The organism is Parashewanella tropica, assembly GCF_004358445.1.
Classification (GTDB): Bacteria; Pseudomonadota; Gammaproteobacteria; order Enterobacterales; family Shewanellaceae; genus Parashewanella; species Parashewanella tropica.
This window is the reverse complement of the sequence record NZ_CP037951.1, coordinates 1,394,687-1,410,624: the sequence shown is the minus strand read 5'-3', so window position 1 is coordinate 1,410,624 and position 15,938 is coordinate 1,394,687. Positions and strand designations below refer to the sequence as shown.

Sequence of the window (15,938 nt, the reverse complement as noted above, 5' to 3'; positions counted from 1 at the left end):
TAACGAGAACGTTTACAGTAATTTTTTTGTACAATTACTTCTTCTTTGAAATTTGATAATCTCTCAGTTTGTTTGCAATCGCTGTATGAGAAACACCCAGCTTTTTTGCTAGTTGTCGCGTACTTGGGTAAGCCGGATACAAACGTCTTAGTAAACTGGCCTCAAATTGCTTCATTGCTTCGTCTAAGCTGCCTTCAAAATCATTATCGAAATAGCCAAAACCTTCTGCATAAGACGGCAATTTCAATTGTTCAGGCGTCAGCTCGACTCCTCCACTGTGCATGGATACTGCTCTAAAGATGGCATTTTTCAATTGGCGAACATTGCCCGGCCACGCGTAATTCAATAATAAGTCTTTACAAGCCCCAGAGATTCGACGAGTAGGACTTGAAAGTTGCTGGCTATAATGCTCTAAAAACATTTCAGTAAGAGGAATAATGTCTTGCTTACGTTCTCTAAGTGCAGGAATGTGGTAACTCAAAACATTAATTCGATAATAGAGCGCTTCTCTAAATTGGCCAAGTTGACATAATTCCGCCAAATTTTTCTGTGTAGAGCAAATGATACGAACGTCAGCACGAATTTCAGTAGTACCGCCCACTCGACGATATGACCCATCTTGTAATAGACGCAGTAATTTAGCCTGAGCTCCTGAGCACATTTCAGCAACTTCATCGAAGAAAATGGTTCCGCCTTTGGCTTCATCCACCAAACCACGTTTCACCACTTCACCATCTTCGAAGACACCGAATAAAGACTCTTCCGCAATGCTGTCTGGCAAAGCGGCACAGTTAATGGCAATAAAGGGCTTTTCACGACGTAAACTGGCTTCATGGCTGGCTTTAGCCATCAACTCTTTACCTGTGCCTGTTTCGCCTGTAATAAGCAATGGAGCATCGAGCTGGGACATCCGTGTTGCCGTCGTTAGTACTTTTTTCATCTGCTCACTAACGGCTAATACAGTTTCAAAACCCACTATTTGACGTTGCAAGGCATTAAATTGCTTACCTACTCGAGCTGGGGATTTAAGTGAAACCACAGCACCAACAAGTACAGGCTCACTATTGTCTTCTGCTTCGTCAGGTAAATAGATGGGGAGAACTTCTGCTAAATACTCATTTGAGCCAATATGAACTCTGCTCGCTTGTGATAAACTTTCTGGCTCCGTTAACCAACGGCTAAAGCTAAATCCATTAATCCACAAGCTTAAAGGTTGCCCGATAACTTGTTCTTCTTCGAGCTCTAATGCAAGTAAAGCCGATTCATTAACAATTCGAACATTTGATTTGATATCGATTGAGAATACTAAATCAGGAAGCGTTTTTAAAAGTGTTTTTAATGCGTAATGCTTTTGCTCTGAAGGCATGAAAGAAACGGTTCGAACATCTGTAACGCTTTCAATTTTTCTTAATTGCGGCATTAACTCACTGAGAGTATCAAAACCGATTTCTGCGAATTGTAAGTATATGAATCCAAAATTACTGGCATCGATTGCCAACAAGTTAATGCCATACTGCTCTAGCACTTCTAAAATATCTTTTGCCAAACCAACACGATCATGACAGCTAATTTCCAGGCGCATAATACACTATATCCTTTGTCGCTTCTGGGCCACATCGTCCACAACTTGGTCACTTATACTTATGAAAAGTCTGTGGAGAAAAAGTGGCTATAAGTTATTAGGTTATTACGCTTCTGGCAAGTCTTGTTTACACGTTTTTTATAAAACATAAAAAAATCAGCATGCTATGGAGTTAACATGCTGATTACATTTTTGGCTTTATTTCAATTTGACGTTAACGACTAACTTAGTAGTTTGTCCGTTTTTGCAGCCATAATAAAATCATTTTTATGAAGGCCTTTAATGGAATGAGACCACCAAGTAACGGTCACTTTGCCCCACTCTGTAAGAATACCTGGGTGATGAAAATCTTCTTCTGCAAGTTCACCCAATTTATTGGTAAAAGCTAGTGCTTCTTTAAAGTTTTTAAACTTAAAAACACGCTCCAGCTGCATAATGCCTTCGCGTACTTCTACACACCAATCAGGAACCATACGAACCAACTCAGCTAATTCTTCATCAGTAACTTTTGGGGCATCACCATGACACGACACACACTTCATTTGTGATAATTCACTCATTATTCTTCTCCTAAGTAGCGTTTAACTCGCTTTAGCTTTTGGTTCAAATTTTGGTTCAAATAATCCAAGTTGACGGGCTTGTTTTACCGCCCCCATGATATCCATTTTTACAATTTCATCTAAGTAATCCATGCTCTCTATTAAGTAATAGATCGGCTGCATGATATCAATGCGATATGGCGTTCTTAGAACACTTAATAAATCGAAGGGCTGCAATTCTGGCTCTGACCCTGTTGCATACATGGTTTCACCCGGAGAGCTTAATATCCCACCACCATAGATACTTAAATCTCCTGAGTTAGACTTCATCAAGCCAAACTCAACAGTAAACCAATACAGTCTTGCTAAAAATACACGCTCTTCTTTTGTCGCCGCCAAGCCTAGCTTCCCGTAAGTATGAGAGAAATTAGCAAAAGACGGGTTAGTCAATAACGGACAGTGACCGAAAATTTCGTGAAAGATGTCTGGTTCTTGCAAATAATCAAATTCATCTTTGCTGCGAATAAACGTCGCAACAGGGAATTGCTTAGTGGCTAATAATTCAAAAAAACGCCCAAAAGAAATCAATGCTGGAACTGGAGCCGTTTTCCATCCAGTAGTTTCTTGCAACACCTTATCAATTTCTGACAACTGAGGAATTCGATCTTTAGGCATTTTCAGTTTTTCAATGCCTTCTAGATATTCTTTACAAGCTCGACCTGGTAAGTTGACTTCCTGACGCGCATAAAGCTGCTTCCAAGTGTCATGTTCATCATCGCTGTAATGGATAAAACCGTTTTCATCTGGCTCTTTGGCCAAATACTTCGTTCCTTTACTCATGCTTTTATATCTTTTTATATTGAACTCTTACTTACATAGTGTTCTAAAGGACTTATTTTGTTAACCAGATCAAGTGTAAAATTGACAGCGATCAAGGTTTCATTTGTAAAGAGAAGATTACAATAACCATTAAGCTTATGATTTGAAGCCAAATATCCATGGTAACTTTTTGGATACCTAAAACATAAAAATAAGTGCATAAATATGACTAGCAGAGTAAATCTGGGCCGTAGACGATTATTTAGCCGCAAAAAAAGTGATGCTATCCGTCCACCTTGGGTAAAACAGGGTATTGAATTCACGGATCTTTGTAGTCGCTGTGATGCTTGTATTGATGTTTGCGAAACTCACATTATCTTTAGAGGCGATGGTGGATTCCCTGAAGTTGATTTCAACAAAGGTGAATGTACCTTCTGTGAAAAGTGTGTCAGCGCCTGCAATGAACCCATATTCGATAGAACGCAATCACAACCTTGGAGTATCAAGGCACAGATTCAGCAAACTTGCCTTGCATTAAATGGCGTATGGTGTCAGAGCTGCCAAGATATGTGCGAACCTGAAGCGATACGTTTTGAATACCGTCTAAACCAAACGCCCTCACCGATTATAGATACAGAAGCCTGCACGGGTTGTGGTGCTTGCGTAGAACCCTGCCCTAGCAATGCAATAAAAATCTCAAAGCTTTAACCAACTTACAATCAACTCGCTTCATTTAGCTCATAAAGTGTCAACTTTTTGGCTTGAACATTCTTTTTCGGCAAGATACCATCATCATGACTTGAATAAAAAGAGTGCAATCTTATGTTAAGTAAAAAACAAAAAACTTCAGGCTTAACCTATATTGCCAGCGACACTCAGATAACCGGAGATACTGAGTTTTCTGGTGATGCACTAATTGGTGGACATTTGAATGGCTCCATTAGTTCTCAATCCAGTGTCACTATTGAGCAGGGGGGAACCGTTGAAGGCGAGCTAACATGTAAAGAAGTCAGTATTTCTGGAAACTTTAAAGGCAAGTTAGTTTGCGACCGTTTAGTGATCACCTCCTCAGGACATTTTGATGGTGAAGTAACAAGCGACAGTATTGAAATTTATGAAGGAGGCCAATTTATTGGTTCTCGATTCTCAAACGCGGCTGTTGATGTTCAAGAATCCAACAATGTCACTCCCATTGAGCAAGCACAATAATATTCTGTATTACGGCTGCTGATGTTCATGCTGTTGTTCGCGCAGCAGCTGAACAAAATCTGGTAAGTCTCTATCTAATGTATCAGCAGGTATATACAAATGGTACCCAAGATGCTCGCCAAGCATTAAACATCGCCTGCCAAACATAGCCAACACTCCACGGTATCTTTCCTCATTTACAGTTAAAGGCATGAACTCGTGGTTTAAATAAACCTCTAAACTTTCATCACCTGCTTCAGCCCCAGCTGTCATTAATAATGGTCTTTGCTCAGTCAATAATCCTGTAGCTAATCGAGGGGAAATAGAATCTAAAATGCCGTTGATGCATTTCACTTTAATGCCGATGTAAGGCAGCTGAACATGCCCCATACCTTTATAAACACTAGGTATATCGAAACGCTGCACGTTATCCCATGAAACTGTAACCTGCCCTCTTACATGGTGATACGTTAATCCTTCCTCAGTGAATTTAATGGTGACTAGAGGCTGGCGAAGCTTAGCAATACCTAATATGGTACAAATTGCTCCTGTAGCAAAAGCGATGAGAGCAAAAGCAAACCAAGTACTGATGGTGAACAATACGAGCCCAGAAAATAATCCTAGCGCTCCGATAAAAGTTAAACTAACACCATTTCGTTTGGAACTAGGACTTATCTCTGTCATTTAATCTCACATTTTTTATCATTTCCAAGATGCGCTAAAGGGAAGGCATCACTTGGGCATTAAAACTTATATAACCAGTAAATTACCATAAACTTCATCAAGTATGGCGGGTTGGCATCGGACGATAAATTATTTCGCGGACTCAGAAAAATAGAGTGTGGAATAGAAAGCACCACATCATAGACTTGGGTGGTGCTTATTAAAAATAAACAGCTTATGCAGCCTGCTCTACAGCACTCGCAATAAATTCTGCTTGAGACTGGGTCAGGTTAAAATTAGTCGATTCCACCATCACTCGGATCAAAGGCTCAGTACCTGATTTTCTCAGTAATACTCGACCTTCATCACCCAAGGTAGCTTCGGCTTGCTCAACAGCCGCTCGCACAGCATCAGATGCCATCACTTCATTAGCGTTATCAGCTTTAAGTCGAACATTAATGAGCACTTGAGGCAGTTTAGTCATGCCAGATTTCAATTCGGCTAGTGTTTTATTTGCTAACATCATGGCTTCAAGTACTTGAAGCGAAGCCACAATACCATCGCCAGTCGTCGTTTCTTCAAGGCAAAGAATATGACCAGAACCTTCACCACCAAGTCCCCAGCCTGTTTCTTTTAATTGCTCAACAACATAACGGTCACCAACTTTAGCGCGTCTAAATGGAATACCCATCTCTTTTAAGGCTAACTCTAAACCCAGGTTTGACATTAATGTGCCAACGACACCACCATCTAAAGTACCATTCTGATGAGCCGCTTGCGCAAGAATAAACAGGATTTCGTCACCATCGACCACTTCACCTTGATGATCGACAAACATGACTCGGTCAGCATCACCATCAAGAGCAATACCAACATCAGCTTCATGTTCCAATACCGCTTTTTGTAAGCTATCTAGATGGGTAGCGCCGCACTTTTCATTAATATTGAAACCATCAGGTTGGTCATTAATGCTAAACACATTAGCCCCAAGCTCTGCATACACTTTATGAGCGATTTGATAAGCTGCACCGTTAGCTGAATCAACAACAACTTTAAGCCCATTTAACGACAGATGTTTTGGGAATGTGCCCTTACAAAATTCAATATAACGGCCTGCAGCATCACTGATCCGGCGCACTTTTCCGATTTGATTGGCCTCAGCACATGGCATTTCACCACGTTCAATTGCTTGCTCTAATAAGGCTTCGATTTCTAACTCTTGCTCATCGGTTAACTTGATTCCGGCATTAGAGAAGAATTTGATACCGTTATCATAAAAAGGGTTGTGAGAAGCACTGATCACCACGCCAGCGTCGGCACGGAATGTAGAAGCTAAGTAAGCCACTGCTGGTGTTGGCATGGGGCCAACTAATGCCACGTTTATACCCGCTGCCGTAAAACCTGCTTCCATTGCAGATTCCAGCATATAACCACTGATCCGCGTGTCTTTACCCACTAATACCTCTTTAGTACCGCTTGAAGCCAATACAGTGCCTGCCGCCCATCCTAGCTGCATGGCAAATGTTGGGGTAATTGGAAAGCTACCAACACGACCTCTAACGCCGTCGGTACCAAAATATTTACGAGACATTGTGTATCCTTAACTGTCTAAAACGAATCGCAAAGTCTAACATAAACTTTATTGCTCAAGTAAGCGCTTAAGCTCTGATTTGAAGGCTGGACCTAACTTTGCGTCATTTAATGTATATTCAACAAAGGCGGTTACGTATCCCAGTTTATCACCACAATCATGGGATTTTCCTGACATGTGAAAGGCTTCGACGCTTTCTTGTTCAATGAGCATATCAATGGCATCTGTCAGCTGAATTTCATCGCCTGCACCCACTGGCGTTTTTTCAAGTAGAGGCCAAATTTTTTGCGACAGCACATAACGGCCGACTACAGCGAGATTTGAAGGCGCTTGCTCAACTTCAGGTTTTTCGACCATATTTACAATTTTTGTGGATTCAGATGAACTCAATGACACACCTGCACAATCAGCAATACCGTATTTACTCACATCTTCATTGGGAACTGGCGCTACCATAATTTGACTCGCACCTGACTCTTTGAACCTAGCTTTCATCGCCGCTAAATTTTCGATTTTTTGATCTGCAGAATACTCATCTAAAATAACATCAGGCAAAGCCACCATAAATGGGTTATCACCGATACAAGGCTTGGCACATAAAATGGCATGCCCCAAACCTTTAGCTTCACCTTGACGAACCTGCATGATGGTCACATCTTTCGGACAAATAGATTGGATCTCTTCTAATAACTGTCGCTTTACTCGTTTTTCTAGCGTGGATTCCAGTTCATAAGATTTGTCAAAGTGGTTTTCGATTGCATTTTTACTGGCATGAGTAACCAAAACAATCTCCGTCACTCCAGCCGCAACACATTCATTTACTATGTATTGAATTAACGGTTTATCCACCAATGGCAACATTTCTTTTGGGATAGCTTTAGTAGCTGGCAGCATACGAGTGCCTAAACCAGCAACGGGGATCACTGCTTTCATTTATCTTCCTAGATTTACAGATAGCTTAATTTTGCAATAGCTTTGCAGTATATAAGCCTCTGATTATAATTTCTTTACATTGAGCAGATTATAACGCAAGCGTATATGCTTTACATCGCTCAATATTATCAAAAACTACCGTTGCACCATTCCTCAAAAGATAACCCTTGTTGGTCTTTATCAGACAAAATAGGCGGCCTAACTAAAGGCCAATCAATCGCTAGCTGAGGATCATCCCATTTTAAGGTTACTTCAGTTTCTGGGTGATAATAATCAGTACATTTGTAGGCAAACTCTGCGGTTTCACTCAATACATAAAAACCATGAGCAAAGCCTTCAGGAATCCAAATTTGGCGACGGTTTTCTGCAGTAATGATTGTACCAACCCACTTACCAAAGGTTTTAGAATCCGGTCTAACATCAACGGCAACATCAAAAATTTTCCCTTTAAGTACCCTAATCAGCTTTCCTTGACTATAAGGAGACTGAAAGTGAAGCCCTCGCAATGTCCCCTGTACCGATTTTGAGTGATTATCTTGAACAAAAGTCGTCGATGTACCAGTAACCATCTCTTCAAACTTCTGTTGCTGCCAAGTTTCCATAAAGAAACCGCGTTCATCAGAAAATATTCGAGGCTCAATGAGCTTCACATCTGGAATATCGGTTTCAATAACCTTCATTTGATATCTTTTCCTTTGGGGATAACACTGAATCCAATCCCGCTTGCCAATCTCTCGATAAACTGCTCTTTTCAGTAAAGAACCTTGATGTTTGCAAACATGAGTTTTTAGGGCGTCTCGCTGCAGATGAATAGTCTTCACTGGCTATTGGTACGACTTCAGGCAATTGGTGAATTAAATCTAATTGTTCACTTTTTTCAAATATGACTTTTGCAAATTCAAACCAACTAACAAAAGGCTGACCACAAAAATGATAGATACCAAAATGGAACTTTGGAGCTAAAAAACTCACTTCAGCAATGTTAATAATTGCCTCAGCCAAATGCTTTGCATAAGTTGGGGCCCCCATTTGATCATCGACTATAGACAGCCTCTTACGTGACTTCGATAGCCGAAGCATAGTGGCTACAAAATTATTATCCGATTCGCAAAATACCCAAGAAGTTCGTATCAAAATTGGTTTACGGGCTTTTTCAAGAAGGATCTGTTCACCTTGCCATTTTGTTGTGCCGTAAATATTTAACGGATTCTGCTGTGACAGCTCTTGATAAGGCTGCGAACTTTTCCCATCAAATACATAATCAGTCGATATATGAATCAATATTGCATCAACCGCATTTGCCACTTCGGATAGATACTCGACTGCTTGTGCATTTATGCAGTAAGCGAGTTCAGGTTCTTCCTCTGCCTTATCTACCTGCGTATAAGCGGCAGCATTAATGATAATATTTGGCCGAAAGGATTCGGTTTGTTCAAACACATCATTACGCTCAGTAATATTCAGATCATTCCTAGAAAGTGCTAAGACATTAATGTTCGTCTCTTGAATACAGGCTTCCACAAGGTGACGTCCAACTTGTCCATTGGCACCACAAATCATCAGTTTCATTTCGACACCAATCGAAGTAAATACTGACCATAATCGTTGTTATCCATTAAGCTTCCTTTTTCAAACAAATCATGGTCACTTAACCAGCCATTTCTCCATGCGATTTCTTCTAAACAAGCCACTTTTAGACCTTGGATACTTTCTATGGTTTTTACATATGAAGAGGCTTGATGAAGGCTATCGTGGGTACCGGTATCTAGCCAAGCAAATCCTCTTCCAAGGATTTGCACTTTTAGTTGTTGTGCTTGTAAGTAGGACTGATTGATATCGGTGATTTCCAGTTCGCCCCTTTGGGATGGTTTTAATGCTTTAGCAAATTCGAGAACTTGGTTATCGTAAAAATACAAACCTGTGATTGCGTATTCAGATTTAGGGACCGTTGGTTTTTCTTCTATGGAGATAGCATTTCCTGCCTTATCAAGCTCCAGCACACCAAACCGCTGTGGATCTTTTACCTGATATCCAAAAACAGTTGCGCCTTCCCTTCTTGAAGCTGCTTGCCTTAATATTTGAGTGAATGACTGACCGTAAAAAATGTTATCTCCTAGCACAAGACAAACGCCATCATTGCCGATAAAAGGTTCGGCGATCAAAAATGCCTGTGCGATTCCTTCTGGTTGATGTTGAACGGCATAACTCAGGTTAATACCAAAATCAGTACCATCCCCTAAAAGTCGCTGAAACAAAAACTGCTCTTCAGGAGTGGTAATGATCAGAATATCTTTTATCCCTGCCAGCATCAGTGTAGAAAGCGGATAATAAATCATCGGCTTGTCATAAACCGGAAGTAACTGCTTAGATACTCCTCGTGTAATGGGGTAAAGCCGTGTTCCAGAGCCCCCAGCTAGTACGATCCCTTTCATTCTTTTCTCTGGGCTTCTAGTGGAATGATATCTTCACTAATTTGATACTCTCTATAACTCCCTTCAGCAACATGTTGACACCATGTTTGATTCGCCAAATACCAACGAATCGTTTTCTTGAGCCCACTAGAAAAGGTTTCAGAAGGTTGCCAATTAAGCTGATTTGAAATTTTGCTCGCATTGATTGCATAACGCACATCATGCCCAGGCCTATCCTCAACAAAAGTGATCAACCCTTCAAACCCCGTTAATCCATTTAGATGTTGTGGACATTCTTGATTTAAGTAATCGCAGATAGCCGTTACTACCTCAATATTTGCTTTCTCGTTGTTACCACCAATAAGGTAGGTTTCTCCAATTTGCCCAGCCTCAAGAACACGCAATAATGCCTTAATATGATCATCTACATACAACCAATCTCGGATTTGTTGGCCATCTCCATATATAGGAATGGCTTTTCCCGATAAAGCATTCTGGATAGTCAATGGAATGAGTTTTTCAGGAAATTGAAATGGACCATAATTATTAGAGCAATTGGTAATCAATACAGGTAACCCATAAGTCCGACACCAAGCTCGAACTAAGTGGTCACTTGCCGCTTTAGAAGCAGAATATGGGCTACTCGGTGAATAAGCAGTGCTTTCATCAAAAGCAGCATCTGTTGATGCTAAATCACCAAAGACTTCATCGGTGGATACATGTAAAAACCTAAACATAGCTTTGTGCTGTTCTGATAATTGCATCCAGTAACGCTTAGCCGTTTCCAATAAAGAATATGTACCAAGAATATTCGTATCGATAAAATCGGATGAGGAGTGAATAGAACGATCAACATGACTTTCAGCCGCCAAATGGATTACGGCATCAGGTTGAAATTGTGAAAATAATGATTGCATGCCTGCCGAATCATTAATGTCTACTTTGGCAAATTGATAATTTGGTTGATTTTCGATACTGGCTAATGATTCAAGGTTTCCAGCATAGGTCAACTTGTCAACATTTAATACTTGATGTTCAGTGTGGGTCAGTAAGTAACGTACTAACGCGGAGCCAATGAACCCTGCCCCACCTGTCACTAGGATTTTCAATTAACCATTTCCTCTTATTTATTTTTTCAATGTAGTATTTTAACTACACCAATACCTCGCTTACTATCAGCCTACTAAAGTCACCCAGAGAATAATAAAACTTCGGTTGGTGCAGGGGCATCTGTCGGTAAGAAAGGAGAGTCCTCAGTGATAAAAAACACTCATCGTGTACCTGAATAATACTTATTGCTTACAATTATGAGCAATTGCTCATCAAACTTATGAAATTTTTACTTTTATCACACTTTCGTATTGCTTTATATTGGATAATCTATATTATTTTGTTTTGTTGACTATACTGTTTTTTTAAATAGTATATCGCGAAGGAATCCTTTTTTTAATGGAGTTTACAATGAAAAAATCTGCTATTGCTGTAATTGCTGCTATGACTTTTAGTGGTGCTGCGTTAGCTACTGGTGGTGCTACTACCGCTGGAACAACTACAACTACAACAACAGCAGGTACTGCTGCTGGTAGCGCTGCTGCGACAACTACTGCTGTTGGCACAATCTCAGCTACGTCTATCGCTGTAGGTGCTGCTGTTGTTGCTGGTGTTGCTGTTGCTGCTAACAACTCTGATTCAAGCACTTCTACTTCTACTTCTACGACTTCTAACTAAGAGTCACAGAAATATAAGTATGCTTGAAATAAAAACAACCGCATTTGCGGTTGTTTTTTTTGTATTTTAAAAAATCTTCACTGTCAATTAGCAGTATTAGTTTGTGCTTCCAACCAAGGGTGATCTTTCTGATATTTCTGCAGCTTTTTTAGCATCCAGTCATGCACAAACATAATTGGAACAAATAGGCTTACTCGCTTGTATGGGAGTCGTTCACCATTTTCAATTTTACTTTTTTTATCTGCGATTGCGGCAATAATACCAATTAGCTCACCTTTTTCGTTCAATACTGCACCACCGCTCATACCACCTTGAATAGGAGCATCAGTAATGCTTGCTGGACATTTATCGAAATACCGACTGCCTACAAATTTTACGTCTTGATGATAAACACCTTCACTCTTCATGGTCTTACCTAAGATATCTCGACCATATGTTACCGTTTTCTCTCCAGGGTAAATTAGCCCAAGATCAAAATTTGTAAAACGTTTGTTTTTGGTACGAATTATAGCGAAATCGCAATGTGGGTGAATGGCAACTACACGTGCATAATTTTGTTTAGCTACATGAGCAGCTGTAAGGCTTAATCTGGAACTTATAGGTACACTAGAACCGTGACCTTGGAGTAATAAAGGTACTCCGATAAACTCAAAGTTAATTCTTGGATGACCTTTGGCTCTCGTCACCTTACCATTATTATGAGCACACCCTGTCACACCTATGGCAAGTAATGTGACAATTGCACATAACTGCATTACTTTTTTCAAACCATCCTTGGTAAATAGCATGTTTACCTCCTGATCCAACACCTTAATAGATCTAACCTGCCACTCGTGAGCATTTTGCCCCTAAATCACAAATCACAAAATTCTTTGCACAATTAGCAATTGGGCTAAACACTTTTAGCGCCATTACTAAGCCGTATTTCTGCATTTAAGCTAACAAGCAATTAACCTAGTTAGATTTTCTCAAACGAGATATACAGTATAGATACGGTCTATATTAGGCTTAGTTATGCAAAGCTGAAATTAAGTATAGTCAGGAATTAAATTTTTGTTCGAACTTGTTCTTAATATGTACTTTACACGATAAAACCATACATAAATGTCCAAATCAGCCAACTCTGAACAATTTTAAAGCGGACAATTATTTTTTTAATAAAAACCGTTGACTCTGATTTCCCCCTCCCTATAATACGCTCCACACAACGACGACGGTTGTCGAGTTGTTATCCCAGGTCGCTTAGCTCAGCTGGGAGAGCACCTCCCTTACAAGGAGGGGGTCACTGGTTCGAGCCCAGTAGCGACCACCATTCTTCTACTAAAGAATTAAAACATTAGTAATTATCCCAGGTCGCTTAGCTCAGCTGGGAGAGCACCTCCCTTACAAGGAGGGGGTCACTGGTTCGAGCCCAGTAGCGACCACCATTCTTCTACTAAAGAATTAAAACATTAGTAATTATCCCAGGTCGCTTAGCTCAGCTGGGAGAGCACCTCCCTTACAAGGAGGGGGTCACTGGTTCGAGCCCAGTAGCGACCACCATTCTTCTACTAAAGAATTAAAACATTAGTAATTATCCCAGGTCGCTTAGCTCAGCTGGGAGAGCACCTCCCTTACAAGGAGGGGGTCACTGGTTCGAGCCCAGTAGCGACCACCATTCTTCTACTAAAGAATTAAAACATTAGTAATTATCCCAGGTCGCTTAGCTCAGCTGGGAGAGCACCTCCCTTACAAGGAGGGGGTCACTGGTTCGAGCCCAGTAGCGACCACCATTCTTCTACTAAAGAATTAAAATATTAGTAGTTATCCCAGGTCGCTTAGCTCAGCTGGGAGAGCACCTCCCTTACAAGGAGGGGGTCACTGGTTCGAGCCCAGTAGCGACCACCATCTATTTATATAATTTCACTCTTCTAAATAAAGCCAATACAAGCAATAACCAAGCTACGCCCAAACTTCCTGATTTCTCTTCTTCATCACCAGGGATACTGATCGAGACGCGTTTTTTAGCAATAGCCGTTGTTCCATCACTATCTTTTACCGTCAGGCTAACATTATAAACTCCAGACTTTGTGTAAGTATGAAGTGGCGATTGTTCTTCACTACTCTTTCCATTACCAAAATCCCATGAATGACTATAGTCACCACTTCCACCACTGATACTCGATGAAAACGAAACCTGCCCTTGACTGACTTGGGTATTAATACCCACTGATAATCCATTAACACTTCCGTTGTCAATTCTGCTCAATCTTAATGAGGCCGTTTGGCTATTTTCATCTTGCTGTGTTATATCAATCCTCAATCCAATCTTAGGTAAAACTATACCACTTTCAGGTTGATTAGGTGCAGAGTAGTCATCAGCATCACTAAAATTAGAATTTGAGATTAAATGGTTATCACCACTGTATGAGGATTGATCAAATAAGCTAAAGGCAGCATCTCGGATCTGAACATTGGTATTTCTACTACCTATCATGACTTGATCGGCATCCACAACACCAATCAAACTAGCACCTGGATGCTCCTTTACTCTGTTGTTACTTTGGTTTTCATTGTGCAACCAAATCAACACTCCAGGATCATAACCCTCATCTTCTAAACCTTGATCAATGCCTTGATGACTACGTAACTGGATCAAATAACGCATATCCTTACCTGGTACAGAATTCGTGATACGTGTAAAACCATCCAAATCGACTTTATTTGGCGCTTCAACATCATCACTATAAATTAAGTTGTCGTCTTCTAAAATTCTGATGTCATCCAATACAAAACCATAGCCATAAGTAGAAGAATCCGTTGTATAAAGAAATTCAAAATTAGCCTGTTTACCTGCAAAGAAACTAATATCAAACTCTAACTCAACCCAAGCATCAGGGCCTTCCGCGCCTGATATTTCTGAAGAACGCCCTGTAATAATATTGGTAGCCTGATTGGTAGAATTATTTTCTACAGTATGATTACCTGGTATTGAGAGGCCATTAATACCAAACTGGACATAATCATAGTTTTGTTCAATATTCCAATGTGCTTTTGCCCTTAGTGTAAGATTTGACGCTGGAGGTAAGTTGAGACTAAACGACAATTTATTCTGTAAATTATTCCCTTCACCTGAATAATATTGATATTGTCCAGAATACGCAGATTTAAATGAAATCGGGGCGTTCGGAATTAATATCGACAGTTGATTAACTTCATCGTGATTGACTGCCTCATGTAACAAAGCATCAATTTGGTTACCCGTTATTTGTTGTAAACTAATATCTTTTTGCTTAACCCAATTACCACCAAACTTTTCTTGTAAATATGAACGAGCGTAAGGACTAAAGCCACTTGGCTGAGAACCTGGTAACCCACCAGCCCAAGAACCTGAAGCCATTATTGACCAAAAACCAACAGGCGAACCAGGAAGATTACTGCCGGTATCATACTCATCGGGTAACCCGAGATCATGACCAAATTCATGGGCAGTAACCCCTAGTGCGGCATCAATGGGCTGCACTGTGTAACCATACAGTTTCTTATTTGTTCCTGGTAATTTGTAACCGCGTGTTGATTGATCGACGACAAAGCGATGAGACCAAATTGCATTGGCCCCCAATACACCTCCCCCAGCCTCTTCACCAATGCTAGAGTGAAATACCATCACATGATCAATCACTCCATCAGGTTCATCAAAATTGTTGTCGTTATCTATATCATTGGGATCTTCTATGTCGTATTCAGCTAACTCTGCAGCAGACATAGTGGCAACCGCATCTGACACAGCCTCTTTTATCAACTCTGGAGCATTAGCGTCATTGCCACTACTACCAGTGTTTTGACCATAATATGCCGCATTTTGATTGGCGGTATACCAACCTTTAACTTCACCAGTAAAGAAGAAGGTTCCACCTGATACAGCTTGGTAGTATTGATGAACTGAACGCAGGGTTTGACCACTTGGTCCTGGGTAACCAGTGGTGCTAAAGAGTAGACCCGTATAATGAGATACTGGGTAACTGGAGTAATACATGGCAGTATCGCCACGACTTAAGCGGTTATTGTTATAGGGCAAATCTGGGAAATCAATTAATACAGCTAACACCTTAACCGTTTTATTGCTCCCTGCTCCTTGGATTTTTTGTATGCCTTTAAGTGACTTTCTATATTCACGGCGTTTTTTCTCAGACTCAAGCTCTAACTCTGAAAAAGGAGAATGGTTGTGATGAAGAGACTTAGAAATAAAACGTTTTAACGCAGCCTGCTTTTCTTCTTTTGTAGACTGAACGGATAGCTCACCTCTTTTTTCTAGCCAATAAAGAATTTGAGCTTCATTGATAATACCGGCATCGGATAATGCGGGTTCCAACGGCTTTGATAAAACCTGTGAAGATAACAGTACGGATAGGCCAATTAAGCCCCTAACAACATCCTTGTTCATAATAAGCACTCTTTCAATCAGAACTTCAACCTGTCATCCATGACAAGCAACTGACGTATTC

The 15,938-nt window shown here is 40.5% G+C and carries 15 protein-coding genes and 6 tRNA genes; 9 read left to right on the top strand and 12 right to left on the bottom strand.

The window, feature by feature from the left end; genetic code table 11:
* Positions 1 to 34: 34 nt before the first annotated feature.
* From tyrR to phhA, 3 genes are all read right to left on the bottom strand, one after another.
* Positions 35 to 1,582, bottom strand: coding sequence for a transcriptional regulator TyrR (gene tyrR / locus E2H97_RS06035; RefSeq protein WP_133406300.1), 1,548 nt, complete (start codon positions 1,580 to 1,582; stop codon positions 35 to 37).
* A 221-nt stretch (positions 1,583 to 1,803) separates the two neighbouring features.
* Positions 1,804 to 2,142 (bottom strand): 4a-hydroxytetrahydrobiopterin dehydratase, encoded by a 339-nt coding sequence (locus E2H97_RS06030; protein ID WP_133406299.1) that lies wholly within the window; start codon positions 2,140 to 2,142, stop codon positions 1,804 to 1,806.
* A gap of 21 nt (positions 2,143 to 2,163) precedes the next feature.
* Positions 2,164 to 2,961, bottom strand: a complete 798-nt coding sequence (phhA, locus tag E2H97_RS06025; protein WP_133406298.1) for a phenylalanine 4-monooxygenase — start codon at positions 2,959 to 2,961, stop codon at positions 2,164 to 2,166.
* Positions 2,962 to 3,165: 204 nt separating this feature from the next.
* On the opposite strand from phhA, the gene napF reads away from it, so the two are divergent.
* Both napF and E2H97_RS06015 read left to right on the top strand, forming a co-directional pair.
* Positions 3,166 to 3,648, top strand: coding sequence for a ferredoxin-type protein NapF (gene napF / locus E2H97_RS06020; protein WP_133406297.1), 483 nt, complete (start codon positions 3,166 to 3,168; stop codon positions 3,646 to 3,648).
* A gap of 114 nt (positions 3,649 to 3,762) precedes the next feature.
* Positions 3,763 to 4,149, top strand: a complete 387-nt coding sequence (locus tag E2H97_RS06015; RefSeq protein WP_133406296.1) for a bactofilin family protein — start codon at positions 3,763 to 3,765, stop codon at positions 4,147 to 4,149.
* A 9-nt stretch (positions 4,150 to 4,158) separates the two neighbouring features.
* On the opposite strand, the gene E2H97_RS06010 is transcribed toward E2H97_RS06015, so the two are convergent.
* From E2H97_RS06010 to rfbB, 7 genes are all read right to left on the bottom strand, one after another.
* Positions 4,159 to 4,812 carry a DUF2982 domain-containing protein gene (locus tag E2H97_RS06010; protein WP_133406295.1) on the bottom strand — a complete coding sequence of 218 codons (654 nt, stop codon included), beginning with the start codon at positions 4,810 to 4,812 and terminating at the stop codon, positions 4,159 to 4,161.
* A 214-nt stretch (positions 4,813 to 5,026) separates the two neighbouring features.
* Positions 5,027 to 6,382: a phosphoglucosamine mutase gene (gene glmM / locus E2H97_RS06005; RefSeq protein ID WP_133406294.1), complete on the bottom strand. Its 1,356-nt coding sequence runs from the start codon at positions 6,380 to 6,382 to the stop codon at positions 5,027 to 5,029.
* Between the two features lie 48 nt (positions 6,383 to 6,430).
* The gene (gene galU / locus E2H97_RS06000; protein ID WP_133406293.1) at positions 6,431 to 7,315 is read right to left on the bottom strand and encodes a UTP--glucose-1-phosphate uridylyltransferase GalU; all 885 of its coding nucleotides are present in this window, start codon (positions 7,313 to 7,315) and stop codon (positions 6,431 to 6,433) included.
* Between the two features lie 128 nt (positions 7,316 to 7,443).
* Positions 7,444 to 7,995 carry a dTDP-4-dehydrorhamnose 3,5-epimerase gene (gene rfbC, locus E2H97_RS05995; RefSeq protein ID WP_133406292.1) on the bottom strand — a complete coding sequence of 184 codons (552 nt, stop codon included), beginning with the start codon at positions 7,993 to 7,995 and terminating at the stop codon, positions 7,444 to 7,446.
* Positions 7,982 to 8,884 (bottom strand): dTDP-4-dehydrorhamnose reductase, encoded by a 903-nt coding sequence (gene rfbD / locus E2H97_RS05990; protein ID WP_133406291.1) that lies wholly within the window; start codon positions 8,882 to 8,884, stop codon positions 7,982 to 7,984. The genes rfbC and rfbD overlap by 14 nt, the downstream gene beginning before the upstream one ends.
* Positions 8,881 to 9,747, bottom strand: coding sequence for a glucose-1-phosphate thymidylyltransferase RfbA (rfbA, locus tag E2H97_RS05985; protein WP_133406290.1), 867 nt, complete (start codon positions 9,745 to 9,747; stop codon positions 8,881 to 8,883). The genes rfbD and rfbA overlap by 4 nt, the downstream gene beginning before the upstream one ends.
* Positions 9,744 to 10,835, bottom strand: coding sequence for a dTDP-glucose 4,6-dehydratase (rfbB, locus tag E2H97_RS05980; protein ID WP_133406289.1), 1,092 nt, complete (start codon positions 10,833 to 10,835; stop codon positions 9,744 to 9,746). The genes rfbA and rfbB overlap by 4 nt, the downstream gene beginning before the upstream one ends.
* A 352-nt stretch (positions 10,836 to 11,187) precedes the next feature.
* Between rfbB and E2H97_RS05975 the strand changes: the two genes are divergently transcribed.
* Positions 11,188 to 11,454, top strand: coding sequence for a hypothetical protein (locus tag E2H97_RS05975; protein ID WP_133406288.1), 267 nt, complete (start codon positions 11,188 to 11,190; stop codon positions 11,452 to 11,454).
* Between the two features lie 83 nt (positions 11,455 to 11,537).
* Here E2H97_RS05975 and E2H97_RS05970 read toward each other — a convergent pair whose 3' ends face one another.
* Positions 11,538 to 12,242 carry a S1 family peptidase gene (locus E2H97_RS05970; RefSeq protein WP_133406287.1) on the bottom strand — a complete coding sequence of 235 codons (705 nt, stop codon included), beginning with the start codon at positions 12,240 to 12,242 and terminating at the stop codon, positions 11,538 to 11,540.
* 448 nt (positions 12,243 to 12,690) lie between these two features.
* Between E2H97_RS05970 and E2H97_RS05965 the strand changes: the two genes are divergently transcribed.
* The 6 genes from E2H97_RS05965 to E2H97_RS05940 all read left to right on the top strand — a co-directional run bounded on the left by E2H97_RS05965 (position 12,691) and on the right by E2H97_RS05940 (position 13,341).
* Positions 12,691 to 12,766 (top strand) — tRNA-Val (locus tag E2H97_RS05965).
* Between the two features lie 39 nt (positions 12,767 to 12,805).
* Positions 12,806 to 12,881 (top strand) — tRNA-Val (locus E2H97_RS05960).
* A gap of 39 nt (positions 12,882 to 12,920) precedes the next feature.
* Positions 12,921 to 12,996, top strand: a tRNA-Val gene (locus E2H97_RS05955).
* Between the two features lie 39 nt (positions 12,997 to 13,035).
* Positions 13,036 to 13,111, top strand: a tRNA-Val gene (locus E2H97_RS05950).
* Between the two features lie 39 nt (positions 13,112 to 13,150).
* A tRNA-Val gene (locus tag E2H97_RS05945) sits at positions 13,151 to 13,226 on the top strand.
* 39 nt (positions 13,227 to 13,265) lie between these two features.
* Positions 13,266 to 13,341: transfer RNA gene (locus E2H97_RS05940), tRNA-Val, on the top strand.
* A 1-nt stretch (position 13,342) separates the two neighbouring features.
* On the opposite strand, the gene E2H97_RS05935 is transcribed toward E2H97_RS05940, so the two are convergent.
* Entirely contained in the window at positions 13,343 to 15,877 is a 2,535-nt protein-coding gene (locus E2H97_RS05935; protein WP_133406286.1) for an immune inhibitor A domain-containing protein, read from the bottom strand.
* Positions 15,878 to 15,938 lie beyond the last annotated feature (61 nt).